Here is a 25,671-nt window from a genome sequence, read left to right on the forward strand (position 1 = left end):
ATGCATGCCATTGAAGGAATCGTCGAGCACGGAGACGCCCGCGGGCGAGAACTCGGCTTCCGCACCGCGAATATCCCCATGCTGCAAGATGACCAGCTCGATGGCGTGTGGGGTGCCGAAGTGCTGCTGCCCGATGGGCGCCAGGTGCCTGCCTGCGTGTCCATCGGCCGGCGCGCCACGTTCTACCGCACCGGCGGGCAGGTGCTGCTCGAAGCGCATCTGCTCGGCTTCTCCGGGGACCTCTACGGTCAGCACCTGGTGGTGCGCCTACTGGAATTCCAGCGCCCGCAAGTTGAATATGCGGATGCTGGAACCCTGGTGGAGCAGCTGCATCGGGATGTGGCCGAGACGCGACGCGCGGCACAGCTGCGGGAAAGCGTCCTTGCATGAGCGGGATCGCAATGGCGCCCCCGGCTGCGCCGCCGTCCTGGGCGGTGCAGCGGGTGGCGACCGTCATTGAACGCCAGGGCATCCCGGTGCCGATCCGCGATGCCAAGCGCATCGCGCAAAAGGCCGGGGTGAGCAAGAGCCTGGCCCGCCGTTGCATCCACTACATGGACAGCGGGAAGTAGCTTCCTGCAGCGACCGGGCGTGCTGGAGTGGGCCCCTGGCTCCCAGGCGCTGGACGCCGCGGCACTGACGCGCCGTCGGCAAAATTCCTGGTACCTTCTCCAACTAAGCCGCGCGAATCTCCGCGGGATCATCCCGCTGTCTCGCGCGGCTTTCTGGTGCTGCCTTGGTGCCCTCGTGCCGCTATGGGCCCGGTCATATGGGCAATGCTCCTGCGCCGTCGCGGGTTTAATCCGGGACATTTCTGCGCAACGCCCAGGGCGGCAAAAATCATCTCAGTCTCCTTGTCAGCTCTGTTCGTGCAGCTGAACTCCTTGAATTTCCGGGCCCCGGAGCTGGGTCCGACGATGAAATGTTTTGCTGAATGTGTTGTGCATCACCGAAGTGTCGTGTTCACTAGATAACTAGCATGATCATCTGGTGAACGTTATGAAGTTCTTGTTTCGCTATTGCAAGTGAAAATTCCACAGCAGTTCATGCGCAGCGAGAGCATCAGATCTCGAAACCAATTCCCGGCAGGAAAGAGAATACGATGAGCGAATCATCGAGAATGCAGCGTCCCGCGTTGCCCAAGGTATCGCGCAGGCTCCGCGCCGATGACTGCATTGTCGTCGACAAGAAGGAATTGCGCCGCGCACAGATCGGCGCGGGCATTGGCAATTTCATCGAATGGTATGACATCGGGGTCTACGGCTATCTGGCAGTGACCATGACCGCGGTCTTCACCGAAGGCATGGACCAGAGCATGGGCCTGCTGGTAACGCTGTTCGGTTTCGCCGTATCCTTCATCGTCCGCCCGCTGGGCGGAATGATCCTGGGCCCGCTCGGGGACAAGATCGGCCGGCGCAAGGTCATGTTCTTCACCATCGCCCTGATGGCCGGAGCCACCACGCTGATTGGCTTGCTTCCCACCGCTGGGCAGGTCGGCCTGTGGGTGATCGTCCCGCTGTACCTGCTCAAGATGCTGCAGGGCTTCTCCACCGGCGGCGAATACTCCGGCGCCGCAACCTACGTGGCCGAGTTCTCCCCGGATGACCGCCGCGGATTCATGACCTCCCTGCTGAACTCGGGATCGATGCTCGGCTTCGCTGCCGGTGCGGCAGTTGTCGCTGCCACCTCCGCGATCACCACCTCGGCGTGGGGCGAGAATGCGATGCTCGCCGGCGGCTGGCGCATTCCGTTCCTGGTGGCACTGCCGCTGGGCATCGTGGCGATTTCGCTGCGCAGCAAGATCCCGGAATCCCCGACCTTCGAAGCGGCCCGCGAGGCTGCCGAGGTCGGCGAGGTCCATCCAATGTTCGTCCGCCACAATCTGCCGAACATCTTCCGCCACTACTGGCCGCAGATCCTCATCGGCTGCGCCTTGATCGCCGCGGACGGCACCTCCGGATATATGCTCACCAGCTACATGCCCACCTATCTCGAAGCGGAGATCGGCTCGCCAGCGGTGCATACCGCGGTGGCAGCTGTGGTGGTGCTGGTCCTCCAGGCGGTGCTGATCCCCGTGATAGCCAACTGGTCGGACAAGATCGGTCGGCGGCCGATCTACATGATCGCGACCATCGGCAACCTGGTCCTGCTGGTGCCGGCCTTCGCGCTGATGCATGTTGGCACGATGTGGTCGCTGTACCTCTCGCTGTTCATGGTGGCCCTGCCCAGCGCGTTCTTCCTGGCCATGACCGGAGCTGTCATGTCCGAGCTGTTCCCCACCGCTTCGCGCTACGGCGGAATGGGCGTCACCCACAACCTGTCGATTTCCATTTTCGGCGGAACCACGCCGCTGGTCAGCCAGATCCTGGTGAATACCACGGGCAACCACTTCGCGCCGGCCTACTACATCATGTTCTTCTCGGTTATTGCGCTCTGTGCCACCTTCAAGCTGCGCGAGACGGCATCTCGTCCGCTGCTAGGTTCGGTGCCCGTGGTGCGCACGCGCGAAGAAGCGCTGGCCCTGGCCAAGGGACAGGATGAAAATGAGCTGCTGGATACCTCCACCATGCTTCTCGCCCCAGTGCCAGCGCGTGCTCCGGAAACAAGTAGCTAGCTTCGATATGCCTCGCAGCAACCGCCCGGTGGGCGTTCCCGATGGAGGGAACGCGCACCGGGCGGTTTGCATTGCGGGAATTATCCGCTGGAGCCGGTGCGTACTGGCTAGGCCTGCACCACGGGCCAGGCCTTGCGCGCGAGGTAGAAGTCCGAGATATCCACTACTTTGCGTACGCTGCGCCCGGTCAGCAATTCGGCCTGCTTGATCCGGTAGGCCAAGGTCTGCCGGTGGATGCCCAAGAAATTTGCGGTGTGCTGCCATTGCAGGTCGCGGTCCAGCAAGGCGAAAAGGGAATCCCGGTACACGGCTACCTGGTTGCTGGAGCCTGCCAGCGGGCCGAGCACCATGCTGACGATTCGCTCGGCTTCCGAGGCGGATCGGGCCAGCAGTGACACCTGCAGTCCGGAGAATTCAACGAGTTCTCCGGGCCGGGGTTCAGAAGGAATCGCCCCCTGCGCTTCTTGCGCCGCGCCTTCGAGGTCCGCGAAGCGCTGCTGCGGTGAGCTTAGTCCGAAAGTGGCCTGCAATTCGCTGGCGATCGTCCGTAGCACCGGAAGATCCTTCTCGCGCACTACGGCGATGGAGTTGTTCTTCCACGACGTGGCTAGCGGCATCAACCCGTGCAAGGACAGGGACATCGCCACGGCATCGAGCAGCTTTCCCGGGGCGCAGGCGACCCGGAATCCGGGCTCCCCAGTGATCCATGCACCGCCATCGATATCCTGTTCGCCCAGCTTGCCGGCCAGGCCCAGCCGCAGGGAAGTTTCGGCCGCGGCGACGGCATTGCCGGCATCCTGGAGCAGCGAATTGGCATCGACCGCGAGGATCTGCTTGAGGTGCACCAGCAGCAGGGCATCCAGTTGCGCGTCGGCCGGGACGAGCAATTGGGTGGGGCGGATGGTGGACAGGGAGTGGCGGCGATGCGCATTCGTGGGCAGTGTGCCGATCACTGGGCATCCGGTCATCGTGTCCTGGACAGCAATGTCCACCGAGCACAGCTTTTCCACCCAGTCGCCGCTGCGCTTGCCCTTCCGGTTCTGCGATCCGGCTTCCTGGTACATCCGGGAAAGTAGCAGGACCGAGCGGTTCAGCTGGTTGGTGGTCACGGCGGCCACTGTCCGGGCGATCACCACGAAGGGGGTTTGCGGTCCCGTGGACAGCACCGGGAAGGTCAGTTCATCGGCCGCCTGCAGCATCTCGCGTGTGAGCTCGGGTGCGAGCCCATCCTGGCCAATGATCAGCCCTGCAATCCCCGCAGCATCCGCCTTGCGGACGAAATCGGCCTGCTCTTGGGCTTCCGCGGGGATATTCAGGCCCAGGGACATCAATAGTTCCTCGTTACCCAGCCAGCGCCACGGCTCAGCGGATTCGCTGGTCTGCGCCCAGCGCACGATGCGTCCAAGGCCTGACTGGCCGGCGATCACCTTGGTATCCAAGGCCGGATCAGAAATGAGTTTGGCGATCGTGAGCAGTTCCGCCATCTTTTCTCCAGGGTTTTGTGCGCAGTGATGAAAATAGTATGAATATCATACATCCGCATAAGTGATCTCCGGGATGCCGCACCATACAGTGGCTACCAGTACACGACTGGCACATGAAAAGGACCGGAAAACCATGGACAACACTTACGACTCAGATGTCATCATCATCGGCGCCGGCCTGGCCGGACTGACCGCCGCCCGCGAACTGGGCGCAGCCGACTACTCGGTCACCGTGCTCGAAGCGCGCGACCGCATGGGCGGCCGCCTCTACACCGAGGACCGCCTGGGCAAGCACCTGGAGCTGGGCGGAAACTGGCTGCACTGGACCCAGCCGCACGTGTGGGCCGAGGTCACCCGCTACGGACTGCGCGCGGGCCGCGGCCCGAAGTCCGAGGAGACCTTCTGGTATGCCGATGGCAAGGTGCAGCGCGGGGACCTGGCCGGCTTCATGGACCTGATCGACCACGGCATGCACGCCCTGGTAGGCGAAAGCGGAAAGCTCCTGCCGCGCCCCGACTTGGTCTCCAATGACGATCAGTTCGCGCAGGCCGATCAGCTGACCTTGCAGCAGGCCCTTGACCGCCTGGATCTGAGCGATGACGAGCGCCAGGCCAATGAAGCGGCCTGGGTGGGGCATTGCAATGGGCCGCTGGACCAGGTCGGCTTCAGCGCAGCGATCCGCTGGACCGCGGCCACCTCCGGAGCATGGCGCGTCATGCATGAGGCCAGCGCCGTTTACCGGCTGGAAGATGGCAATGACCAGCTGGTCAAGGCCATTGCATCCGACGTTCCCGGAGAGATCCGCCTGAATGCGCCAGTGGCCTCGATTGCCCACGATGAGCAGGGCGCCACCGTGGTACTGGCAAGCGGCGAGAGCTTGCGCGCTCGCCGGGTCATTGTCACCGTTCCGCTGAACATCCTGCACGAGCTGGATATCCAGCCTGCGCTGTCGCCGGTCAAGCGCGAGGTGAGCCAGGCAGGTACCGCATCACAGGGGCTCAAGCTCTGGATCCGGGTGAAGGGTCCGATCAAGCCATTCTTCGCGTACTCCACCCAGGAGCACCCGCTCTCGGTGGTACGCACGGAATTCGTGGGCGAAGAGGATGCAGTACTGGTCTCCTTCGGCGCCGACGCCTCACGCTTGGACATCACCAGTATCGAGGACGTGCAGGAAGCGCTGCGTGCCTGGCGCGATGACCTGGAAGTCCTGGAAATCGCGGCCCACGACTGGAACGCGGATCCCTACGCCAAGGAAACCTGGCTCATCCACCGGCCGCAGGCCTACACCACGGGCCAAGCCGAGCTGCAGCGTGCCGAAGGGGCAGTGCACCTGGCCGGCAGCGACCTGGCCAACCTTTGGGCCGGCTTCTTCGACGGTGCTATCGAGAGCGGGTTGCGGGTATCCCGTGAGGTGCGCGCCGCACTCGAAGGGTAATCGGGCCTTGGCTCGATTTATGGGCAGAGTGTTCACCCTGCGGTCAACCGGCTAGGCTGAATAGAAGACTATTCGAAAGGCTGGTTCCCCTCCATGGGAGAAACAAGTGGAAAATCCTCTGGCGGCATGGCGGCAAACCGGTCGGTTTCACGGGCAATCGCGGTGCTGCGCGCCCTTGCCGCCAGGGGGGAACCCTTGACGGTCACGGAGATCGCCAAGCAGATCGGCTTGGCCCGGGCCACGGTCTTCCGCCTCTTGCTGACCCTGGAAGAAGAAGGGTTCGTCGACCGCCAGGACACGCACTACACCCTCGGCTGGGATCTGGCCCGCATTGCCCAGGACGTTGATCCCACCCCGGGGTTGCTATCCAGGGTCAGCGACGTGGTAGTGGAGATCGCCGACATGCTCAACGAAACGGTGACGCTGAGCGTGCGCCACGGGAAGTACGACCTGGATCTCGTGCAGCAAGCGTCTCCGCGCGCCATTGGCATGTCGATGACCGAGCTGCAGGGCCAGCGCTGGCCATTGCATGCCTCGGCTACCGGAAAGCTGCTCCTTTCCGAACTGGATAAGGAATCGATCCGCATTGCTACCGGAAGCAAGCTGGAAAAGCTGACGAGCCAAACGATCACCACATGGAAAGCCTTGGACGCCGAGCTGGATCAGATCCGCGAACGCGGCTGGGCAAGCACCATTGACGAGCTGGAAGTGGGAATCATTTCCGTGGCGGTCCCGATCCGCGGCGCTGGCAACGATCTCATCGGAATGCTCGCCTACATGGCACCGCGCCACCGTGTGGACACTGAAAAGCTGGAAGTGCAGAAGATCGAGGGCCTGCTCGAAGGTGCCAAGATGGTACGCCGACGCATCGTTTCGATGACCGGGGAATAGGCCCGGGCAATGCTGGCGTGCAGCAACCTGCGTCGCCTGGTTGGCTCTGCGGAGCAGTGACTGAGCTCATAGACCTTTGATTGACACGTCATCGACTTTCGAGATGGATCGGAGTAGCGTCCAAGGTATGAGGCCAACGGAAATCCCGTGACCATCTTGAAACGGAAAGTGGGTCCATCATGGCTCAGTATGATGTAGCAGATCGTTCGGCAGTAGTCACCGGCGCCGGTTCGGGCATTGGGCAGGCTATCGCCATCCTCTTAGCCGCCAACGGAACCAAAGTGGTGGTCCAGGACCTCAATGCACAGGCCGCTGGCGCTACCGTGGAAACCATCAAGGCCGCAGGCGGAGAAGCCGTAGCTGTTGCAGGAGATGCCAGTTCTTCGGCTGTCATCGACGAAACCATCAAGGCGGCCAACGCCATGGCTCCATTGAAGATCGGCGTCAACAACGCAGGCATCGGCGGCCGCGCCGCCAAGGTGGGCGAGCTGACCGACGAGGACTGGGACAAGGTCATCTCCGTGAACCTCAACGCCGTCTTCCGCGGAACCCGCGCCCAGGCCAACGCCATGAGCGAGAACGGGGGAGGGTCCATCGTGAACATGGCCTCGATCCTCGGCTCGGTGGGCTTCGCCGGCAGCTCCGCCTACGTTTCCACGAAGCATGCCGTGGTGGGCCTGAGCAAGACGGCCGCCGTGGAGTATGCCACCTCAGGGGTACGCGTGAACAGCGTGGCCCCGGGCTTCATCGACACCCCGCTGCTGCAGCAGATGCCCAAGAAAGCCTATGACGCGCTGGTCGACAAGCACCCGATCGCCCGCTTGGGCAAGCCGGAAGAAGTGGCGGCGCTAGTGGCCTTCCTGGCCAGCGATGCCGCGTCCTTCGTGACCGGCAGCTACCACCTGGTCGACGGTGGCTACACCGCCGTATAGCCCGTCGGATCAAGCGGATGCGGTGCGGAGCTGTGCCGCATCCGCTGGTTTATTGCTCCTGGCGAGCCCGCGAATCCAAGCAATGAGCCTCAGGCGATTCCAATGCCTTGGAGCCGTTAGCCAGCTCATGTTTTTAGCCGAAACGGAATAAGTTGCTTGCGGAGGTAGTTACGCTGTGCAACTACAATTTCCAATTCAGGAGTCCCGCCCCATGGATCTGTTTTCCCCTCTCGCCCTCGGCGACCTCAAGCTGTCCAACCGCCTGGTCATGGCACCGCTCACCCGCTCTCGCTCTGGCAAGGACGGCGTGCCCAACGCAGATGTAGTCGAGTACTACCGCCAGCGCGCGTCCCTGGGCCTGATCGTCAGCGAGGGCACCTACCCGAGCTTTGCCGGCCAGGGCTTCGTCCGCCAGCCGGGCCTGGTCACAGAGGAGCAGATTGCCGGCTGGAAGGAGGTCACCGATGCGGTGCACGCCGAAGGCGGCCTCATCGTTGCCCAGATCATGCACGCCGGACGAGTCACCCACCCGGAAACCACCGGTGCAAACTACGTCGAGGCGCCAAGCGCCATAGCAGTTGAAGGCGAGTCACGCACCTACACCGGCAAGCACGCGTACCCGGTTCCGCATGCCCTGGCCACCGGAGAACTCCCAAGGATCATCGAAGAATTCGTCACCGCTTCGCGCAACGCCATCGCCGCCGGATTCGACGGCGTGGAGCTTCACGGGGCCAACGGCTACCTGCTGCACGAGTTCCTGGCGCCTTCGGCCAACACCCGCAACGACAACTACGGTGGTTCCCCGGAGAACCGGGCCAGCTTTGTCATCGAAGTCGTGACCGCAGTAGCCAACGCCATTGGCGCTGGCAAGACCGGCCTGCGCATTTCGCCGGAACACAATGTCCAGGGTGCCGTGGAAAACGATCGTGCGGATGTGCTGGCTACCTACACTGCGCTGGTCCAGGGCATCGCGCCACTGGGGCTGGCCAACCTGAGCATCCTGCACCATGACCCAGCCGGCGAGCTGGTCCAGTCGCTGCGCGAGGCATTTGGCGGACCGGTGCTGCTGAACACCGGCTTCGCGGAGATCACCACCTATGAGGAAGCCGCACGCGTGGCTTCCGAAGGCTGGGGCGAAGCGGTTGTCGTGGGACGCCCTGCGATTGCCAACCCGGATCTGGTGCGCCGCTGGAAGGAACAGCTGCCGCTGAATGAACCAGATTTTGCGACCTTCTACACTGAAGGTCCAAAGGGCTACATCGACTACCCATTCTGGGAGAACTAGCCTCTAAAACTTCTGACTTAGTTTAGATGAAGCCACCGCTTCCGTTCGTAAACGGAAGCGGTGGCTTCTCCAGATCCAGCGAGCTACACGTCATGCTCTAGAAGAGTTTGAGTTGTCGCACAGAGATGTTCGACCTTTGGATAAAGCTTGCTCGGTAGTTCGCTGTTGCCTATGGCCTCGGATTCGTTTTCGAAAACTTCTGCCATGGCGATAGGCAGAGCGTACGTCATCGCACTCACTGTCATCCGCAACCACTCTTCATCTATTTTTGCTTCACGAGCAAATCTTGACCAATGCTTTGATGAGACTCTCCCGAACTGTCGCTCGCCCCCGATGGACATGGCGGCCTTCCGCAATCCATCGTTTTTCTTCGGAAAACCGTCGTTACTAACGTGTTCGTAGGGCAAGCCAGATGCGATGTCATAAAATGGCGCAAGCTGCACACGGCCATCAGGGAGATGGAGTATCGAGTAGTTCTTGCCGTGTGCGTCGGGAGCTCCCAAAAGGTAATTTCCTATTAGGCCTTCAATGAATTTTTGAACTTCAGTTTCAGGAGCACGAGCTTCTCGAAGGGTCTTAATGATCTTGAGTGCGCTGGGTCCTCGGTTCGACTCGTACTTGTTTGTAGGTAAGGTCGAAGTGGCCTGGCAGAAGTCTTCTTGATGGACCCGATAGACGTTGTTTCCCTCAATAAGCCGATCGTACCGTTTCACCACGATTGTCGATTGCCCGTCAAACTGCGTGAAGTTGGTTTCGGCAACTTGTAATCCCATGCGTCCCAAAGTCTTCAGGCATAGGTGCTCATTGAGTGCTTGATCTCGAAAATCTTGGATGCCGGGCTTGAAAATGTGGGTTGTCGGTTCGCTGCCAGTGGCTTCATGCCATCCGTCCTGCCATCTCAAAGCGAATTTGCTTTGAGCTCCAGCTAGTGACCACCTTTCACGACCGACAGTCCACGATCCTTTCGGAGACGAAAATAAAACCCTGATGCGTTGACCGATTTCATTGTCGTTGCAAGCCACGAGTTCACCTGCGGAACGCGTTAACTCATCAATTTCATCCGGCCGTACGAACTGCACTGCTCCTGCACATTCAAACCCAATATGCTCAAGTAAGGCGAAGGGATTCTTTGCCGAAATGCCAAAGTCATCAGCGAACGACTGGCGGACAGCTTCGCCTTCCGGAATTAGCCCCTCGATGAACGGATCAGTAATAGAGCGCTGGTAAGGGGTCTCTCGATAGGGCATTGCCAGGGATAATCTGGCTTGTCTAGAATCTTGTGGGACGAATTGAAATTTTCTGTTACCGGAATGATCTTGTTGAAGGATTTCGACAGGCTGCCCGTATAAAAAGGTCACGAGTTCTTTCATCGCGGGCCCTGTTCGTTGTTCTCATCTTTATTGTCCGGTTCATTGCATTCGTCATTATCAAGAAGTGCTTGATCCTGCTCGCTTTCTACGTCGTTCGCGGTGCTTGAGTTGCGATCGAAAGTCGAAGCATCTGAACTAGGCAACCCTTTTCTAAGGGACTGTTGCAACGCCGATTGACCGAGATCGGAGGCGGCTAGGTTTCGGATGCCTGTTTGGTTGCGCAGTTCTTTGGCGAACTTTTGGAATGAGGATTCGCCGAGACCCGATGCGGCTAGTTTTCGGAAGGCCGATTGACCTATGTTCGAGGGTGCCAATCTTGGGAAAGAGGACTGATCCAAACTCGAGGCTTTTCTAATTGCTTCCGACGCGGCCGGAGAGATACGAGCTATCGAATGGTAGCGGTCTTCATCTGATGACTCGATTTCGGGTTCAGCATTGAAAGAAAGATTTATTGATATCCCGAGTGCTTCAAAGGTATCTAACACCTTGCCGAGTTCAGCTCTCGTGCGTACACCCTGCTCCAGGCCTATAAGCCATTTGCGCGAAACGCCTGCGCGGTCGGCTAGGGCTTCTTGAGTGAGGCCGAGTTTCATCCGGGCATCATGCACGAATGCTCCGAGTTCCTTTTGGGACGAAACGTCGCGATTCATGAAACCTCCTGTTGTGCACGTATATACACATTATTATAAGTGAACGTACGTGCACAATCAAGAAGGTGAATATACGTACACTTTTACGAAAGTATACGTTTGTTCACATTGATTAATGTGAATGATCGTGCGCGTAGGCTTAGGTCACTGGGCAACAGGGAGGTTTCAATAGCGAAAGCTTTTGCGTCAAATCGCTCTTGATGAGCTTTTTCATTTGCGCAAAGTCCAGGTCATCTCGATCGCCGAACTTCAGCACCGGAAAAGAGTATGAGGATTTTCGGCAGTCAGAAGTGCTCTTGGTACCTCAAAATAGGGGAGCTGAACGCAGGCCAGGCGTAAAGGGAGCCGGCTATGGGTCCCTCCAAAGCGATGGTATGAATTCCCCTTACTATCACTTTCTTAGAAAATGATAGTAAGGATCCGTGTTGCTATCACTATCCGCTTGGTGGTTCGTGGTGGCGACGTAACCAGTCGAGGAGCAGCACGTGGAAAAAGGAGCGGATCAACGATCCCGTCCGGCACCATTGTCAGGGGCGACTGAACGCTTTGTTCGATGAACGTCCGGCTTTCCAGACCGTATTACCGTAACCGGTACAAGTCCGGTTGGGCCCCGCCGCATCGAGGCGTAGCACAAACACCTCGAGGAGCGAGATGGGCAGACCGCAGAAGAGTCCTATGAGCCCATCAGGGTTTCGGCGGCAATGCGCATATGCTCGGAGATTTCCGCGCTTACCGCGGCCCTGTCGCCAGCTTCGATGGTGTCCACCAGCTTGAAATGCCGTGCGACATCCATATTGCGCACCCCGCGTTCGTAGCCGCCGAACATGATGGACATGCGGATGGAGCCCTCAAGCTGCTCCCAGGCATGCAGCAAGGTGTCATTCTCGGACAGCCGGCACAGAGTGCGGTGGAACTCGAGATCCGCTTCGATCCGCTCCTCGATTTCATGGCCCTCGAGTTGCTCCATGGTGCTGACCGCGGAGCGCAGTTGCGCGAGAGCGTCTGAAAGGTCTTCGCGCTGCAGCAACGTCGTTGCCGCCAGGGTTTCCAGCGAGGCACGCACCGCGAAGATGTCCTGGATTTCCTTGTTGTCCAGGTGGCGAACTGACAACCGGCCGCGTTCGCCTGCGGAGACCAGGCCCTCCTGCTCCAGCTGGCGCAAGGCTTCGCGCAAGGTGCCCCGGCTGATCTGCATGGAGGCAGACAGCTCTGTTTCCACTAGGTGGGTGCCTTGCTCCAGTTCACCGGTCGTGATGGCGCGGCGCAGGGCGATCAGAGCCTGCTCGCGCAGGCTCTTTTTCCGAAGCCCCACCAAGGAAGAATCGGCCATAGCCATAAAGCGCCCCTCAATCTTGGAGATCAACTGTTGATTGTTAACTGTTGATTTTAGCGCCTTTGGCGGGTGCGTCGAGAGCAACGCACCCGCCAAAGGCGATCGTTCTGGTGGATTACCCGGCGAGCTAGCCGAGTTCGGAGAGGACCTTGGACACAATTGCGCTGATCGACAACCCGTAGCGGTCATGGAGTGTCGGCAACGCGCCTGCGTCCAAGAATTCATCGGGCAGGCCGATGGGAACGACCTTAGAGGAAACCCCGCCGCGGATCATGGTGGAGGCCAGGGTCTCGAACAACCCGCCGATGACCGAGTGGTTTTCCAGCGTGACCACCAGGCGGTCCCCTCCAACCTCCTTCAGGACTGTTTCCGAGTCGAAGGGCTTGATGGTGGGGGAGTGCACCACCGAAACATCCACGTTGTGCTTGGCCAGTTCCTTCGCGGCATCCAGCGCGCGCATGGTCATCAGGCCGCTGGAGACGAAGACGACGTCACGTCCGCCGCGTAGTACTTTTGCCTTGCCCAATTCGAAGCTGTAGTCGTATTCATCCAGGACGGTAGGCACCTTGCCACGCAGCAGGCGCAGGTAGGTTGGCCCTTCGCAGGCCGCTAGCTGCGGCACCGATTGCTCGATGTCCACCGAGTCGCAGGGATCCACAATGGTCAGGTTCGGCATCCCGCGGAAAATGGCAATGTCCTCGGTGGCCTGGTGGCTCGGGCCATAGCCGGTGGTCAGCCCGGGCAGGCCGCCCACGATATTCACATTGAGGTTCGGCTCGGCGATATCCAGGCACAGGAAGTCATAGGCCCGTCGGGCCGCGAACACCGAATAGGTGGAAGCAAAGGGGATCATCCCGGTTTCGGCGAATCCCGCGGCGGCTCCGAACAGCAGCTGCTCGGCCATGCCCATCTGGAAGAAGCGTTCGGGATGCTGCTGGGCGAAGATGTGCATATCCGTGTACTTGCCCAGATCGGCGGTCAGGCCCACGATGCGCGGATCCTGGTCGGCCGCCTTGGCCAGGGCATGGCCGAAAGGCGCTGGCGCGGTCTTCTGGCCCGGCTCCGCGAAGGAAGCGATCATGGCCGAGGTTTTCAGTCGTGGTTTAGCGGTGGCAGACATTTAGGAGTTGCTCCCTTCGAAGCCTTCGGTGAGTTGGTCGCGGCAGATCTGCCATTCGTTGTCTTCAATGCGCATGAAGTGGGCTTTCTCGCGGTTTTCCAGCAGCGGAACGCCGCGGCCTACCTTGGTGTCGCACAGGATGACCGAGGGGCGCGAGGCGAGGGCCGCTTGGGCCGCGATGTTGTCGAAGGCCTGCAGCAGCGCTCGCGGGTCATTGCCGTTGATCCGCTGGGCGTACCAGCCGAAGGCTTCCCATTTCTCGGTGACCGGTTCGGTGCGCAGCACCCCGGCGGTCGCGCCATCGGCCTGCAGGGCATTGATGTCCACCATGGCGGTCAGCTGGCCCAGCTGGTGGTGGGCGGCTCCCATGGCCGCTTCCCAGGTGGAGCCTTCATCCAGTTCGCCATCGGAGAGGAAATTGATCACCCGCTGGGTCCTGTTCTGGTGGCGCAGTCCCAGGGTCATGCCCACTGCGATGGACAGGCCGTGCCCCAGGGAGCCTCCGGAGATCTCCATGCCGGGGGTGTAGGTGGACATTCCGGACATCGGGAGCCGGGAATCGTCCGAACCGTAGGTTTCCAGCTCTTCCACCGGGATGATTCCCGCTTCGGCCAGTGCGGCATAGAAGCCGATGGCGTAGTGGCCGGTGGAAAGCAGGAAGCGGTCGCGGTCTTCCCAGTCCGGTTCTGCCGGGCGGAAGTCCAGCTGGTCCGCGTAGACGGCGGCGAACATGTCCGCGGCGCCCAATGCCTGCCCGACGTAACCTTGGCCCTGCACCTCGCCCATATTCAGCGAGTGGTGGCGGATGCGGTACGCGGCGTCGTGGACCCTTTTGGTGCGCTGGTCCAGATTCAGCGCCTGGTCTTCGGTGGCTGCAATTGCCATGGGATGTCCTTTCGGGAATTCAACGGGTCGGTGTTCGGGGTGGCTGCCCGGGGTCAGACGCAACTTGCCTGCGGATTCTCGGCGATGGCTTGGTCAGCAAGGTGGCGTTCGCGAGGGCCCCAGGTTTCCTTGGTCACCAGAGCCGCCCACAGGCCGATTAGCGCGTAGCCGATGAAGAGCGCGGCCGGGCCCATCCAGCCGAACTGCATGAAAAGCAAAGTGGTGATGAACGGGGTGAAACCGGAAACCATGGCCGAAATCTGGTAAGCCAGTGAGGCGCCGGAGGAGCGGGTCTTGGCCTGGAAGAGCTCCGGGAACCAGGCCCCCTGGGCACCTGCCATGGAGTTCTGGCAGATGGCATAGGAGATCACGATCGTGGCAATGATCATCAGGAACGAGCCGGTGTTGACCATGAGGAACATCGGAATGCCGAAGAGCGCGGCAAAGGCGCAAGCGAAGAGGTAGACGGAGCGACGTCCAACGCGGTCGGTGAGCCGGCCCCAGCGGTAGGTCGCGTAGATGCCGATGGCCGAGGCGATGCTCAAGGCGGTCAGCGTCTGCCAGTTCGCGGCCAAGCCAGTGGTGTGCAGGTAGGAAATCATGTAGGTGATGGAGACCGCGTAGCCCGCGGTCTCGGCAATGCGAAGCCCGATGCCGCGCAGGATATTGCGCCAGTCGGTGCGAATGACATCCTTGATCGGCGACTTGACGATCTGCCCTGATTTCTTCACATCATCGAAGACCGGGGACTCCGGGACCTTCGAACGGATGACCAGTCCCACGATCACCAGCAGCAGGCTGGCCAGGAACGGAACACGCCATCCCCAGTCGCCAGGCAACTGCACGCTGACCAGGAACACCAGATTGGCCAGCAGCAGCCCTACCGGGAATCCGGACTGGACAATCCCGGTGAACCTGCCCTTTTGCTTCCATGGCGCGTGTTCGTAGGTCATCAGGATTGCCCCGCCCCATTCGGCGCCGAAGGCCAGGCCCTGGACGATGCGCACGAAGACCAGAAGCGCTGGAGCCAGCACGCCGACCTGCTCGTAGGTGGGCAGCACGCCGATGAAGAATGTGGCAAGACCCATGACGATCAGCGAAGTGACAAGCACCGGCTTGCGCCCGATCTTGTCACCGAGATGGCCGCCGATGATCCCGCCCAAGGGACGGGCAGCGAAACCTACGCCCAAGGTGGCGAAGGATGCAAGCGTTCCCGTGAGCGGGTCAGCGCCGGGGAAGAATACGTGTCCGAAATACAGGGCGGCCGCGGTGCCGAAGCCGATGAAATCGTAGGTTTCAATGGTGGCTCCAACGCTGGAGCCTATCGCGACGCGCTTGGCGTCCTTGGTGCCGTGGATCGGGCCACGCATTTCTAGAGCTTCGCTGCTCATGAGTGGCTCCCTTCGTGAGTTGTGGGATGCGGGCAATTTTCATTGTTGACAGTCAACACTAATAGAAGTGTGAGCGACGGCACAAGTTCTGTCAAGAGAAAATTTAACAGTTGACTGTCAACAGTAAACAAAACTATCGTGGTGTGCACCACAAACTTCTGGTGCGTTTGTCCAGAGCAGAGCACCGCAACCACCAAGTTCGCCTCATCGTTGTTCGGGCGGGCCGTATTGAAAGCAGGAATCCGATGAATCAAACCCAGCGCACTGCAGTACTAACCGGTGCCACCTCGCCACAGGGGATCGGCATCGAAACCGCCCGGCACCTGGCCCGGGAAGGCTGGGGCATAGCGATTCTGGATCTGGACCACTCCGCATCCGAGCGCGTAGCCACGGAGATTGCAGAGGAATTTGGCGTGCCGGCATTCGGCCACCAGATCGACGTTGCCGACGAATCCTCGGTCGCCGCGGCCCAGGCGGCGGTGGCAGCCCGCGTCGCCGCGGGGGAACTGCCTCCTACCGGTGCCGTCGTGAACATCGCGGGGATTACCTCCCCGGTGGATTTCCTGGATACGACTTTGGAGATCTGGAACAAGATCATGAACGTCAACGCCACGGGCACGTACCTGGTGACTAAGGCATTCCTGCCGGAAATGATCGAGAGCGGATGGGGACGTGTGATCAACATGTCCTCTGTCTCTGCCCAGCGGGGCGGCGGAGTCTTCGGCAAAGTCCCCTATTCCTCGGCGAAAGCGGCAATCCTCGGGTTCACCAAGGCGCTGGCCCGCGAAATCTCGGCCAGCGGCGTCACCGTCAATGCGATTGCGCCGGGCGCTGTGGATACCAACATCCGTGTTGGCAGCACCGACGAGCAGGAGGCGGCCATTGCCGCGGGCATCCCCATTGGGCGCACCGCAGCCACTGGGGAAGTCGCATCGGTCATTGGCTTCTTAGCCTCAGAAGGTGCTTCCTACCTGACCGGCACCACCATTGACATCAACGGTGGCAGCCACATGCATTAGCAGTTCCTGGCTTGTGCCAGTACAAGGAAAAGAAGAAGCCAGCGGCCACGCCCCGAGAAAGTTCGGGGCGTGGCCGCTGGCCTATTGTCATGTTCTGGCGGCGGCTATCCGAACCAGGGCTTCTCGGCAGCCGCGAGAGTCCCATCGTTCTTGGCCATGTTCAGCCACTGGTTCACGTATTCCTGGAACTCGTCATCGCCCAGCGGCAGCAGGTACGCCTTCTGGGAGAAATTGAATGGCTGATCCGGGTGCACCGCGCACAGCTCGGGGTGCTCGTTGGCCACCCAGCGGGTCTCCGAGGCGTCGGTGGTCATCACGTCGGCACGCCCGGCAATGATCTCATCGAAGATCTTGTTGTTGTCCTCGAAACGGATGATCTCGCCCTTCGGGTAGTTCGCGTCGGCGAACTTCTCGTTGGTCCCGCCAATCGGAGTGATGGAACGGACCCCGGGCTGGTTGATTTCCTTGACCGTGTCGTACTTCTGCACGTTCTCGCACAAGGTGATGGGCGTCTTGCCCTCGTCCAGGGTGGCTTCGCTGTAGTAGGCCTGCTGGGCGCGTTCCATAGAAATGGATACCCCGCCCACGGCGATATCGCATTCGGAGAGGAAGTCCGGCATCAAGTCCTTCCAGGAGGTCTGGATGAACTCGGGCTCTGCGCCCATCGACTCGGCAAGATTCTTGGCCATCGTGATGTCGATTCCCGACCATTGCCCGGTGTCCGGGTCAAGATAGGTGAACGGCCGGTAGTCCCCGGTGGTGCAGACCTTCAGCGTTCCGGCTTCAGCTACGCTGGCCAGCCGGGTGCTCTCGGAAGCTGGCTCCTGGGCGTCGCCGGAATCCGGGGCTGGAGCGGAACAGCCTGCAAGGAACAAGGCTGCGCATAGGGCCAGCAATGGCAAGCGGCGGGTGATGGACGGATTCTTCTGCGAACTGTCGGTCATAGTCCATCAATCTATAAGCGGTCCAAGTCAGGGCACAAGAGTTCCGGGTTTTCTTACGCGAGCAGAAATCAGCCGGCGGAAGGAACCGCTGCGGTGAGGTCCAGCGCGGCCACGAGATCCTTGCTGTGCTGATGTTCCGCATTGCCCAGGAACTCGTTGAGCGGACGATGCTCCACCAGCTTGCCCTCGTAGAACACTGCCACGTCGTCACTCACGTAGCGGATCACGTCCATGTCGTGGGAGATGACCACCAGGCTCAGCCCCATGTGCTCGCGCAAATCAAGCAGCAGGTCTAGGACGTGGCGCTGGGCTACCGAATCCAGTGCCGAGGTGGACTCATCGCAGATCAATACCTGGGGTTCGGTCAGCAGCGCCCGCGCGATAGCCAGGCGCTGGAGCTGGCCGCCGGAGCACTGGCCGGGCCGGCGATCCAGTAATTGCTCGGCCAATCCCACCTGGGCCATGGCTTGCGTCATGCGTTCGCCGGCCTGGATTGCCGGCAGCCGGTGCACCGCCGCGCTCATCGACGTGCGGATCGAAAGCCGGGGATCGAAGGACGAGTACGGTTCCTGGGCGATCACCTGCACCCGCGTCGCTTCGCCATTGTGGTGCGTATCGATGATCTGTCCGGTCGTCGGCTCTTCCAACCCGGCCAGCAGCCTGGCGAAGGTGCTCTTGCCCGAACCGGAGCGGCCCACCACTCCCAGGACCTGGCCGCCGTGCAGGCGCAAGCTTGTGGGCTTCAATGCTGCCGGTCCCTTCGCGCGGCGCGTGTAGTTCTTGCCCGCATCCACCGCTTCCAGCAAGCATGCGGAATCCATAACGCGTGGCGTGCGCAGGGGAGGCAAGCTGGCTTCCACCAGCTCGCGTGTCTTGGCGTGACGGTCCCTGGAAAAGATCTGCGCGGTGGGGCACTGGTCCACAATTTGCCCGTCGCTGACTACTACGACGCGGTCGGCGATGTGCTGGATGCTGGCGATGTCGTGGGTGATGAACAGGACGCCCACGCCACGTTCCTGCTGCTTGCGGCGCAACAATTGCAGCACTTCGGCCTTGAGAATCGAGTCCAAGGATGACGTTGGTTCATCAGCCAAAATGAACTCCGGGTCAGCGGCCAAGGCGATGGCCAGCATGGCGCGTTGGGCCATCCCGCCGGAAAGCTGGTCCGGGCGCTGGCCGGCAATCTGCTGGGCAGGGGACAGGCCTACTTCTTCGAGCAAGGACAGCACCTGCTGCTCGTGCTGGCGGGCTTTGCCCCAGCCGTGGGCTCCCAGGGCTTCAAGCAGATGCGCGCGGATGGTCAGCCGCGGGTTCATCACGCGCTTGGGCTGCTGGAACAGCATGCTGATGCGCCGTCCGCGCACCGAGTCCATGGCCTTCTCGCCCAGCTGGTCAAGGCGCTGGCCGTCAAGCAGGATCTGGCCCTCTGCACGCAGCTGCTGGGGCAGCAGGCCGATGATCGCCTTGGTGAGCAGCGTCTTGCCGGAACCGGAACGTCCGACAACCGCCACCAATTCGCCGGCTCGCAGGGCGCCGCGTGCTTCGGAAAGCAATCGCTGATCGCCGGAGCTGACCGAAAGATCAATGAATTCAAGTTCTCTAGTCATGGGCTTCCGCCTTGGCTTCGGTGGCCAGCACGTCCTGCCCGCCCAGCACGTGGGTGATTCGATTGCCCAGCAAGGTGACGCAGAAGCTGACCAGGAAGATGGCCGCGCCCGGCGCAATCAGGCCCCAAGGGGAGCGGATGGCATGAGGCTGGGCTTCGGCCAGCATTGAACCCCAGTCGGACTGCGGCGGTTGGACGCCGATGCCCAGATAGGACAATGAGCCGAGCAATACCAGCAGCAGCCCGAAGCGCAATGCCGCCTGGGCCAGCACCGGTCCAGCCACGAAGGGCAGGACGTGGTGGCGCAGGATGAACCAGCGCGAAGCGCCGACATGCCTGGAGGCTTCGACATGGTGGGTGGATAACGCCTGGGCCGCCATGGAACGCACCAACCGTGCGGTGGGAGTCCATGCCACGACGCCCACGGAAAGCACCATGGTGAAGAATCCGGGACCCATGACCGCGATGATCAGCAGCGCAATCACGATTTCGGGCAGCGCGAGCAGCAAGTCGTTCACGCGCAGGAAGAGCTCATCCAGCCACCCGCCGCGCACCGCGCTGAGCAGGCCCAGTGCGGTGCCAACCAGCAGTGCGAACAGCGTGGTGATCAGTGCTACCGATAGCGAGAACCGGCCACCGTGCAGCACCCTGCTCAAGGTGTCGCGGCCCAGGGCATCGGTGCCCAGCAGGTGGGACAGGCTGGGACCTTGCAACCGGTCCGCCAGGTTCTGGGCGTCGGGGTTGTAGGGGGAAATCCACGGAGCGGCGATGGTCAGGACGACCACCGCCAGCAAGATGAACGCGGGAGGGAAAAGCAGGATTTCCCTGGAATGATTCCTAGCCATGTCGTACACCAATCCTCACATTGGGATCACTGATCTTGTGCACCAAGTCAACGATTCCGGTCACCACCACGGCACAGGTCACTACCACCACCACGCCGCCCTGGGCTACCGGGATATCGGCATCAACAATGGAGTCGAAGATCAGCCGGCCCATTCCGGGAATGGCAAAGATGACTTCCACGATGACCGACCCGCCCAGCAACCCGGCAAACCAGACACCCACCATGGTCCACAACGGCAGCAATCCATGGGGAACCACATGGCGAACCAAAGCTTGGGTGCTGCTCAGCCCGCGGGCACGGGCCGCCAGCACATGCTCGGAGTCCAAAGCTTGGCACACCCCCGAACGCACCGCTACGGTGAAGAAGCTGATGGGGCGCAAGGCCAGAATGAAGACCGGGAGCACCAACGAGGCAGGGGAATCGAAACCGGCAGAGGGAAGCAATGACCAACGCACCGCGAAGAGCAGGACTAACAGGGGAGCCAGCGCGTATTCGGGGATCGCGATCAGTGCATGGGTCGCAGAGGTGATCAGCCTATCGGGCCACCTCCCGGCACGGGTGGCCGAAAGCACTCCCAGGACAATGGACACGGCGATGGCCACCACCAGGGCGCTGCCGGCCAAGGACAGGGTGACGCCAATAGCCGGCAGCACCTGGTCGGCTACCGGGGTGCCGCTGATATGCGAGATGCCCATGTCTCCAGTGGCGAAGCGGCCCAGCCACCGTCCGAACTGCACCAGCATCGGGTCGTGCAGGCCGAATTGCTGTGCGTAGGCCTGCACCGTTGCCTCGTCGGCGGCCCCGATGTCCATGCGGGCGCGCAGCAAGGACCGCACGGGGTCCCCGGGGGAAACGAAGGGGACCAGGAATACCGCGAAGGATGAGAGCAGAACTGCTGCGCCGAGTCCAATGGCCCGGCGCAGCATGATGGCTAGAGGAGACACGCTAGCTGGTCTTCGCCAGATCCTTGGTCAGCACGTAGCGGGTCAGCGGGTCCTGGACATAGCCCTGGACCTTGGCTCCCACGCCGTCGATAGCCTGCTCGTTGACCAGCCAGAGGTTCGCGGCGTCGTCGGCGAGCAGATCCCCTGCCTGGCGGTACAGGTCGTGGCGCTGGGCCTCGTCCTTCTCTGCCAGTGCCTGGCCGATCAGCTGGTCGTAGTCCTTGTTGCAGTAGTGGCTCAGGTTGTAGCCGCCCTCGCAGGTGTAGTCGGACTGCAGGAAACCGATCGGATCGGCAATGTCGATCATCCGGTTGCGCTGGCTGAGGATCATGTCGTAGTTGCCGGCCAGCACATCGGGTTCTGCGGCGCCGTAGGACTTGGTCACCACATTGGCCTGCAAGCCGATCTGCTTGAGCTGCTCCTGGATGATGGCCCCCACGCCGGCGAACTCCGCGCGTTCGGTGATCGCAATGATTTCCAGCGGCTTGTCCTGCTGGTATCCGGAAGCTTCCACCAGCTTCTTGGCTTCTTCGATATTCACCTGCGGTACGGCCAGATCCGGGTTGGCCCAGGGCTCGCTCGGGGCGAAGGGGCCGGTGGCAGGCTGCGCTGCGCCTTCGTAGATGCTGGCGGCCATGGCCGGCAGATCCAGGGCCATGGTGGCGGCCTTGCGTAGCTCCCTGCTCTCGAATGGAGCGCGCGAGTTGTTCAGGTACAAGGTCGAGGTGCGAGGCGAGTCGGCCTTGAGCACGCTGATCTTGCTATCGGCTTCCAGCGCCGCCAGGCTGGTGGTCGGGATGGACATGGAAATGTCCGCTTCTCCGGTCTGGACCTGGGTGGCGCGGGTGGCGCCTTCGGTGATGTAGCGGATTTCGCCGCCGGCCAGCTTCACCTCTCCGTCCCAGTAATTCGCGTTGCGGTCCAAGGTCAGGGACTGCCCGGCTTTTTCGGAGACCGGGGCAAATGGTCCGGTGCAGTGCTTCATCGGGTCGATGCCCTTGCCGGTGTACGCGGCAGGGGAAAGCACTCCGGCGTTCACGCTGGCCATGCGGTAGGGCAGCAACGGATCCGCGGCGGGTGTGGTGACGCGCACGGTATCAGCGTCGAGGGCCTGGACCTTCTTGATGGTCTTGGGGTTCACCGCACGGGCTGGAGCGGTGGCCTCAAGGACGTGGTTCAGCGAGCCGGCAACGGCCTTGGCATCCATGGCGGTGCCATCCTGGAACAGTACGTTCTTGCGCAGCTCGAAATCCCATTCGGTATCCGAGGACTGCTTCCAGGAAGCAGCGAGCATCGGTTCAACGGTTTTGGTGCTCTGGTTGTATTTGGCCAGGGTTTCCAAGCAACCGGCGATGGAGAGCACATAGGCGTCGTCGCTTTCCAACGCCCAGTTGGATACCGGGGCGCGGAAATTGGCCACGACCACGCGGGCTTCCGAGTCCGCGGCTTGTTCCGGGGCGGAGCTCGCAGAGGTGGAGCTGCAGGCGGTCAGCGCCAGGGCAATGGCCGCAAAACCTGCGGCAACGCTCAATCGTCCAAGTTTCATGGAAATCCTTCGGTATTACGTGATGGATTGGCATCTAATGCAATAGAGCCTCGGTAAGCGTACCCTAATTAGTTGCCTCGTTTTGCTGATTATGACCCGGCAGGGAAAGCGGAGGAAAAGCCCCCGCAGAGAGCCTGGAAAGAGTGGAAGCTGAGTAGTGCAAACTTGGGGTGCCCCGTGGAAATTCTGCGAGGGCAGCGCGTCATGTGTCGCAGTTCACGCACCCTGGGTCTGCAGGCCTGAGCGCCTCACGAGCGATGCGCCAAGCCAAGAAGCAACGACCAGCGGAATGATGAGAACCAGCCACGGCAGGAATCCGGGGACGTGGCCCTGGCCGGCCTGGGACAAGAGCCAGCCCACCAGCAAATTCCCCAGTAGCACCGCCAGGCCGCCGCAACTGGACAGCAAGCCGAAGTAGGATCCGGTACCCCGGTGTCCGGCGAATCCGGGAACGAGCGAAAGAGCTGCAGGGTGCACGCTCATATGCCCCAAGGCCAGCAGGGTGACCGCGCACAAGATGCGTACCGCCGCGGTATTCTCGCCAAAAGCCGTGGCGGGGAGAAAGGCGAGTACGCCGAAACCCAGGGCGCTGGAGACATATCCGCAACGCAGGGTCGCTGCCGCGCCGATCCGTGCGGCGAGCCATGCGATGGGCAATTGCAAGCCCAGGGTCAGCACGGAGATCCACGCGAAAACCAGTCCCAGCCACTGGGTGGGCAGACCCGTGCGTTCCAATTCCAGGGGAATGGCCAAATAGAGCTGGTTGTATGCCAGCAGGTCAGAGGCATGCAAGGCGCAGAAGGCCACGAATTTCCGGTCCGCCAGGCATCGGCGCAGGCTGCCAGGCCGGGCCTGCCGCTTGGCTCGTGGCCCGGCATGATCCGGTGAAGTGCCTTCCGGAGCGTAGCGGCGCAATGCCGCAGCCAGGAACAGTCCGATGGCGATGAAGAAGATTGCCCCGAAACCTGCAACGGCCGCGAACCCCCAGTCCCACAGTGCCGCTCCCACCAACGGTCCGGCCACCGCGCCGATTTCTCCGGTGACGCTCAGCCAGGCAAAGAGCGTGGCCCGCTTGGCTCCCGTGGGTTGGCCCCTGTCGCGCGCGCTCTGGGCAGCGCCCACCAGAATGCTCAGGCCCGGAGAGAAAAGCGCCCCGCCGAATCCGGTGAGCAATGTACCAAGGATGAACAACCAGAGCTTCGGGTCGCCCAAGGACAGCGAGGCGGCCAGCGTGAGGAACCCGGCGGCGCGCACTGCGCAGCCAATAAGGATCATGCGCCGGGCACCGAAGCGATCGGCCAGGCTGCCTCCGGCCAGGAAGAGGCCCTGCTGGGCGAAGGTCCGGATGCCCAGGATCAGGCCCACCGCGGCGCCTGCCAACAGGAAGTCGTTGGCCAGCACTACGGCAAGAAAGGGAACCACGGCGTAGAAGCCGATATTGAACAGCGTCTGGGTTCCCAGCAGTACCGGGACTTCGAAGCGGGACGTGCTGGTTTTCATGGACCTCGGGGAACGGGCAGGTGCGCTGCGGGCAGATCGGGCGGACTCTTTGATCTTAGCCAACTCCGGTGCCCTGGGACGGGTCCTGCCCGCCGGGGCTGCCCGGCAGGATCCGTACCGGTCCGAGGAAACTTGCTGCCCTGTCCAAGACGCCATCCATCGCCTTCAGCTCGCATTCCCAGAGCGTCAGCGATTCCCAGCCAAGTGCCGCCAGGCTATCGCGATTGCGCTGGTCCCGGGCGATGTTGGCATCCAGCTTGGGGTTCCAGTACCCGGTATTGGATGCGGGGCGCCGCTGGCCCACCGGGCAGTCGTGGCCGTGCCAGAAGCAGCCGTTGACGAAGATGGCCTTGCGCCGGGCGCTGAAGACCAGATCCGGGGATCCGGGAAGCTTTCCGCCCCGCAGCGGGATGCCGGGATGCGCAGCACGCAGCTGGGCAACTTGCCGTGCGGGCAGGACGCCGTGCACGCTGTAGCGGTACCCGGCGGCATGCAGCAACCGGCGCAGGACCAGTTCCGGTCCGGTGTTCTTGCTGGAGATGCGCGACATGAGCGCCGAGCGCTGCGCCGCCGACATGATGTCCATAGTCCATTGTGCGCCGCGAACAGGCCGCGCACTGCTGGCTGGGCTTTGGCTGGATGGCTTGCCGGTGCCATCGGATGAAACCTCTTGCAACGGTTCCCAAACCTTGGCTGCCGCAGTAGCTTGGAGCTGGAATGGCCGGCCGGGATCGGGCCGGTCGGCAACAGGCAGAAGAATCGAGGGGGAGCCATGCGCGCAGCACGGTACTACGGCCAGAAGGACATCCGGATCGAGGACATCGATGAGCCGGTGCTGAAGCCCGGAACGGTGGCCATCGACGTGGCCTGGTGCGGCATCTGCGGCACCGATCTGCACGAATACCTGGAGGGCCCGATCTTCATCCCGCCGGCCGGGCATCCGCACCCGATCTCGGGAGAGAGCGCGCCGGTGACCATGGGCCATGAGTTCTCCGGAACCATTACCGCCCTGGGCGAGGGCGTCACCGGACTTGAAGTCGGCGAGCACGTCGTGGTGGAACCGTACATCATCCATGAAGATGTGGACACCGGCAAGGGCCAGCAGTACCAGCTCTCCGAGGACATGAACTTCATCGGCCTGGGCGGTCGCGGCGGAGGGCTATCGGAGAAAATTGTCGTGGAACGCCGCTGGGTGCATCCGATCGGCAAGATTCCCCTGGATGAGGCCGCGCTGATCGAGCCGCTGTCGGTGGCCCACCACGCCTTCGTCCGCTCCGGCGTCCAGGCAGGGCAGATAGCCATCGTGGGCGGTGCCGGCCCGATCGGCCTCCTGACCGCAGCGGTGCTTAAGGCCAAAGGGCTGACGGTCTACATCTCGGAACTCTCCGAGGCCCGCAAGGCCAAGGCGCGGGAAACCGGGGTTGCCGACGAGGTCTTTGATCCGAGGGACGGGGACGTGGCGGACAAGGTGCGCGAGGCGACCGGAGGACGCGGGGCCGATGCCGGATTCGAGTGCTCCTCGGTCCCGGTGGTGCTGGATATGCTCCTGGACGCGGTGGCTTCCGGCGGGGTGATCGTCAACGTTTCGATTTGGGGGCATAAGCCGCAAGTGGACATGCCCAATCTGGTCTTGAAGGAAATCGACCTGCGCGGCACCATCGGCTACGCCAATGACCATCCGGACACCATTGCCCTGGTGCAAAGCGGCAAACTGGACCTGGCCCCGTTCATCACCGGGCGCATCGGGCTCGACGAGCTGGTTTCCGAAGGGTTCGACCAGCTGATCAACAACAATGAGGAACACGTGAAGATCATTGTTGATCCGCGGGCCTAGCCTGCAGCTATCGGGGCCAGTTGGATCACTGGCACTGGCCC

23 protein-coding genes are annotated in these 25,671 nt (G+C 61.8%); 9 read left to right on the forward strand and 14 right to left on the reverse strand.

The window, feature by feature from the left end; translation table 11 throughout:
- The 3 genes from ACIOU9_RS09455 (at position 1) to ACIOU9_RS09465 (ending at position 2,614) form a co-directional block, all read left to right on the forward strand.
- Entirely contained in the window at positions 1 to 390 is a 390-nt protein-coding gene (locus ACIOU9_RS09455) for a riboflavin kinase (RefSeq protein ID WP_402696740.1), read from the forward strand.
- Complete coding sequence (locus tag ACIOU9_RS09460; protein WP_105659169.1) at positions 387 to 572, forward strand: hypothetical protein; 186 nt, start codon at positions 387 to 389, stop codon at positions 570 to 572. The genes ACIOU9_RS09455 and ACIOU9_RS09460 overlap by 4 nt, the downstream gene beginning before the upstream one ends.
- A 530-nt stretch (positions 573 to 1,102) precedes the next feature.
- A complete protein-coding gene (locus ACIOU9_RS09465; protein ID WP_286134432.1) occupies positions 1,103 to 2,614 on the forward strand; it encodes an MFS transporter in 1,512 nt (503 codons plus the stop codon).
- Positions 2,615 to 2,721: 107 nt separating this feature from the next.
- On the opposite strand, the gene ACIOU9_RS09470 is transcribed toward ACIOU9_RS09465, so the two are convergent.
- Positions 2,722 to 4,098: a PucR family transcriptional regulator gene (locus tag ACIOU9_RS09470; RefSeq protein ID WP_402696741.1), complete on the reverse strand. Its 1,377-nt coding sequence runs from the start codon at positions 4,096 to 4,098 to the stop codon at positions 2,722 to 2,724.
- Positions 4,099 to 4,171: 73 nt separating this feature from the next.
- Here ACIOU9_RS09470 and ACIOU9_RS09475 point away from each other — a divergent pair, with 73 nt between their 5' ends.
- The 4 genes from ACIOU9_RS09475 (at position 4,172) to ACIOU9_RS09490 (ending at position 8,641) form a co-directional block, all read left to right on the forward strand.
- Positions 4,172 to 5,533, forward strand: coding sequence for a flavin monoamine oxidase family protein (locus tag ACIOU9_RS09475; protein WP_286172303.1), 1,362 nt, complete (start codon positions 4,172 to 4,174; stop codon positions 5,531 to 5,533).
- Between the two features lie 93 nt (positions 5,534 to 5,626).
- A complete protein-coding gene (locus ACIOU9_RS09480; protein WP_105659173.1) occupies positions 5,627 to 6,424 on the forward strand; it encodes an IclR family transcriptional regulator in 798 nt (265 codons plus the stop codon).
- Between the two features lie 179 nt (positions 6,425 to 6,603).
- Positions 6,604 to 7,356 (forward strand): SDR family NAD(P)-dependent oxidoreductase, encoded by a 753-nt coding sequence (locus ACIOU9_RS09485; RefSeq protein ID WP_105659174.1) that lies wholly within the window; start codon positions 6,604 to 6,606, stop codon positions 7,354 to 7,356.
- A gap of 211 nt (positions 7,357 to 7,567) precedes the next feature.
- Positions 7,568 to 8,641, forward strand: coding sequence for an alkene reductase (locus ACIOU9_RS09490; protein ID WP_105659175.1), 1,074 nt, complete (start codon positions 7,568 to 7,570; stop codon positions 8,639 to 8,641).
- An 83-nt stretch (positions 8,642 to 8,724) separates the two neighbouring features.
- Here the strand turns inward: ACIOU9_RS09490 and ACIOU9_RS09495 are convergent, their stop codons facing one another.
- From ACIOU9_RS09495 to ACIOU9_RS09520, 6 genes are all read right to left on the reverse strand, one after another.
- Positions 8,725 to 10,011 (reverse strand): type II toxin-antitoxin system HipA family toxin, encoded by a 1,287-nt coding sequence (locus ACIOU9_RS09495; protein ID WP_402696743.1) that lies wholly within the window; start codon positions 10,009 to 10,011, stop codon positions 8,725 to 8,727.
- A complete protein-coding gene (locus ACIOU9_RS09500; RefSeq protein WP_402696744.1) occupies positions 10,008 to 10,661 on the reverse strand; it encodes a helix-turn-helix domain-containing protein in 654 nt (217 codons plus the stop codon). Before ACIOU9_RS09500 ends, ACIOU9_RS09495 begins: the two co-directional genes overlap by 4 nt.
- Positions 10,662 to 11,334: 673 nt before the next feature.
- On the reverse strand, positions 11,335 to 11,997 hold the full coding sequence (locus ACIOU9_RS09505) for a GntR family transcriptional regulator (protein ID WP_105656053.1): 663 nt from the start codon (positions 11,995 to 11,997) through the stop codon (positions 11,335 to 11,337).
- 124 nt (positions 11,998 to 12,121) lie between these two features.
- On the reverse strand, positions 12,122 to 13,114 hold the full coding sequence (locus tag ACIOU9_RS09510) for a transketolase family protein (protein ID WP_105656054.1): 993 nt from the start codon (positions 13,112 to 13,114) through the stop codon (positions 12,122 to 12,124).
- Complete coding sequence (locus tag ACIOU9_RS09515) at positions 13,115 to 13,999, reverse strand: transketolase (protein WP_105656055.1); 885 nt, start codon at positions 13,997 to 13,999, stop codon at positions 13,115 to 13,117.
- A 53-nt stretch (positions 14,000 to 14,052) separates the two neighbouring features.
- A complete protein-coding gene (locus ACIOU9_RS09520; RefSeq protein WP_105656056.1) occupies positions 14,053 to 15,390 on the reverse strand; it encodes an MFS transporter in 1,338 nt (445 codons plus the stop codon).
- A gap of 245 nt (positions 15,391 to 15,635) precedes the next feature.
- On the opposite strand from ACIOU9_RS09520, the gene ACIOU9_RS09525 reads away from it, so the two are divergent.
- Positions 15,636 to 16,409 (forward strand): SDR family NAD(P)-dependent oxidoreductase, encoded by a 774-nt coding sequence (locus ACIOU9_RS09525; protein WP_105656057.1) that lies wholly within the window; start codon positions 15,636 to 15,638, stop codon positions 16,407 to 16,409.
- Positions 16,410 to 16,513: 104 nt separating this feature from the next.
- On the opposite strand, the gene ACIOU9_RS09530 is transcribed toward ACIOU9_RS09525, so the two are convergent.
- The 7 genes from ACIOU9_RS09530 to ACIOU9_RS09560 all read right to left on the reverse strand — a co-directional run bounded on the left by ACIOU9_RS09530 (position 16,514) and on the right by ACIOU9_RS09560 (position 24,382).
- Positions 16,514 to 17,353, reverse strand: coding sequence for a transporter substrate-binding domain-containing protein (locus ACIOU9_RS09530; protein WP_181148756.1), 840 nt, complete (start codon positions 17,351 to 17,353; stop codon positions 16,514 to 16,516).
- 68 nt (positions 17,354 to 17,421) lie between these two features.
- The gene (locus tag ACIOU9_RS09535) at positions 17,422 to 18,960 is read right to left on the reverse strand and encodes an ABC transporter ATP-binding protein (protein ID WP_105656058.1); all 1,539 of its coding nucleotides are present in this window, start codon (positions 18,958 to 18,960) and stop codon (positions 17,422 to 17,424) included.
- On the reverse strand, positions 18,953 to 19,804 hold the full coding sequence (locus tag ACIOU9_RS09540) for an ABC transporter permease (protein WP_286134034.1): 852 nt from the start codon (positions 19,802 to 19,804) through the stop codon (positions 18,953 to 18,955). Before ACIOU9_RS09540 ends, ACIOU9_RS09535 begins: the two co-directional genes overlap by 8 nt.
- Positions 19,797 to 20,750, reverse strand: a complete 954-nt coding sequence (locus ACIOU9_RS09545; protein ID WP_286134035.1) for an ABC transporter permease — start codon at positions 20,748 to 20,750, stop codon at positions 19,797 to 19,799. The genes ACIOU9_RS09540 and ACIOU9_RS09545 overlap by 8 nt, the downstream gene beginning before the upstream one ends.
- Before the next feature lies 1 nt (position 20,751).
- Entirely contained in the window at positions 20,752 to 22,296 is a 1,545-nt protein-coding gene (locus ACIOU9_RS09550; RefSeq protein ID WP_105656060.1) for an ABC transporter substrate-binding protein, read from the reverse strand.
- A gap of 216 nt (positions 22,297 to 22,512) precedes the next feature.
- Positions 22,513 to 23,796: an MFS transporter gene (locus ACIOU9_RS09555; RefSeq protein WP_181148757.1), complete on the reverse strand. Its 1,284-nt coding sequence runs from the start codon at positions 23,794 to 23,796 to the stop codon at positions 22,513 to 22,515.
- Between the two features lie 55 nt (positions 23,797 to 23,851).
- Entirely contained in the window at positions 23,852 to 24,382 is a 531-nt protein-coding gene (locus ACIOU9_RS09560) for a very short patch repair endonuclease (RefSeq protein ID WP_219844105.1), read from the reverse strand.
- 186 nt (positions 24,383 to 24,568) lie between these two features.
- On the opposite strand from ACIOU9_RS09560, the gene ACIOU9_RS09565 reads away from it, so the two are divergent.
- Positions 24,569 to 25,630, forward strand: a complete 1,062-nt coding sequence (locus ACIOU9_RS09565; protein WP_402696749.1) for a 2,3-butanediol dehydrogenase — start codon at positions 24,569 to 24,571, stop codon at positions 25,628 to 25,630.
- The last annotated feature ends 41 nt before the right edge of the window (positions 25,631 to 25,671 follow it).

The organism is Glutamicibacter sp. NPDC087583 (assembly GCF_044743685.1).
GTDB lineage: Bacteria > Actinomycetota > Actinomycetes > Actinomycetales > Micrococcaceae > Glutamicibacter.

Excerpts from the sequence above, each read along its gene's own strand:
- ACIOU9_RS09455 (WP_402696740.1), top strand. The coding sequence starts at position 1 with ATGCATGCCATTGAAGGAATCGTCGAGCACGGAGACGCCCGCGGGCGA.
- ACIOU9_RS09460 (WP_105659169.1), top strand. The coding sequence starts at position 387 with ATGAGCGGGATCGCAATGGCGCCCCCGGCTGCGCCGCCGTCCTGGGCG.
- ACIOU9_RS09465 (WP_286134432.1), top strand. The coding sequence starts at position 1,103 with ATGAGCGAATCATCGAGAATGCAGCGTCCCGCGTTGCCCAAGGTATCG.
- ACIOU9_RS09470 (WP_402696741.1), bottom strand. The coding sequence starts at position 4,098 with ATGGCGGAACTGCTCACGATCGCCAAACTCATTTCTGATCCGGCCTTG.
- ACIOU9_RS09475 (WP_286172303.1), top strand. The coding sequence starts at position 4,172 with ATGCCGCACCATACAGTGGCTACCAGTACACGACTGGCACATGAAAAG.
- ACIOU9_RS09480 (WP_105659173.1), top strand. The coding sequence starts at position 5,627 with ATGGGAGAAACAAGTGGAAAATCCTCTGGCGGCATGGCGGCAAACCGG.
- ACIOU9_RS09485 (WP_105659174.1), top strand. The coding sequence starts at position 6,604 with ATGGCTCAGTATGATGTAGCAGATCGTTCGGCAGTAGTCACCGGCGCC.
- ACIOU9_RS09490 (WP_105659175.1), top strand. The coding sequence starts at position 7,568 with ATGGATCTGTTTTCCCCTCTCGCCCTCGGCGACCTCAAGCTGTCCAAC.
- ACIOU9_RS09495 (WP_402696743.1), bottom strand. The coding sequence starts at position 10,011 with ATGAAAGAACTCGTGACCTTTTTATACGGGCAGCCTGTCGAAATCCTT.
- ACIOU9_RS09500 (WP_402696744.1), bottom strand. The coding sequence starts at position 10,661 with ATGAATCGCGACGTTTCGTCCCAAAAGGAACTCGGAGCATTCGTGCAT.
- ACIOU9_RS09505 (WP_105656053.1), bottom strand. The coding sequence starts at position 11,997 with ATGGCTATGGCCGATTCTTCCTTGGTGGGGCTTCGGAAAAAGAGCCTG.
- ACIOU9_RS09510 (WP_105656054.1), bottom strand. The coding sequence starts at position 13,114 with ATGTCTGCCACCGCTAAACCACGACTGAAAACCTCGGCCATGATCGCT.
- ACIOU9_RS09515 (WP_105656055.1), bottom strand. The coding sequence starts at position 13,999 with ATGGCAATTGCAGCCACCGAAGACCAGGCGCTGAATCTGGACCAGCGC.
- ACIOU9_RS09520 (WP_105656056.1), bottom strand. The coding sequence starts at position 15,390 with ATGAGCAGCGAAGCTCTAGAAATGCGTGGCCCGATCCACGGCACCAAG.
- ACIOU9_RS09525 (WP_105656057.1), top strand. The coding sequence starts at position 15,636 with ATGAATCAAACCCAGCGCACTGCAGTACTAACCGGTGCCACCTCGCCA.
- ACIOU9_RS09530 (WP_181148756.1), bottom strand. The coding sequence starts at position 17,353 with ATGACCGACAGTTCGCAGAAGAATCCGTCCATCACCCGCCGCTTGCCA.
- ACIOU9_RS09535 (WP_105656058.1), bottom strand. The coding sequence starts at position 18,960 with ATGACTAGAGAACTTGAATTCATTGATCTTTCGGTCAGCTCCGGCGAT.
- ACIOU9_RS09540 (WP_286134034.1), bottom strand. The coding sequence starts at position 19,804 with ATGGCTAGGAATCATTCCAGGGAAATCCTGCTTTTCCCTCCCGCGTTC.
- ACIOU9_RS09550 (WP_105656060.1), bottom strand. The coding sequence starts at position 22,296 with ATGAAACTTGGACGATTGAGCGTTGCCGCAGGTTTTGCGGCCATTGCC.
- ACIOU9_RS09555 (WP_181148757.1), bottom strand. The coding sequence starts at position 23,796 with ATGAAAACCAGCACGTCCCGCTTCGAAGTCCCGGTACTGCTGGGAACC.
- ACIOU9_RS09560 (WP_219844105.1), bottom strand. The coding sequence starts at position 24,382 with ATGGACATCATGTCGGCGGCGCAGCGCTCGGCGCTCATGTCGCGCATC.
- ACIOU9_RS09565 (WP_402696749.1), top strand. The coding sequence starts at position 24,569 with ATGCGCGCAGCACGGTACTACGGCCAGAAGGACATCCGGATCGAGGAC.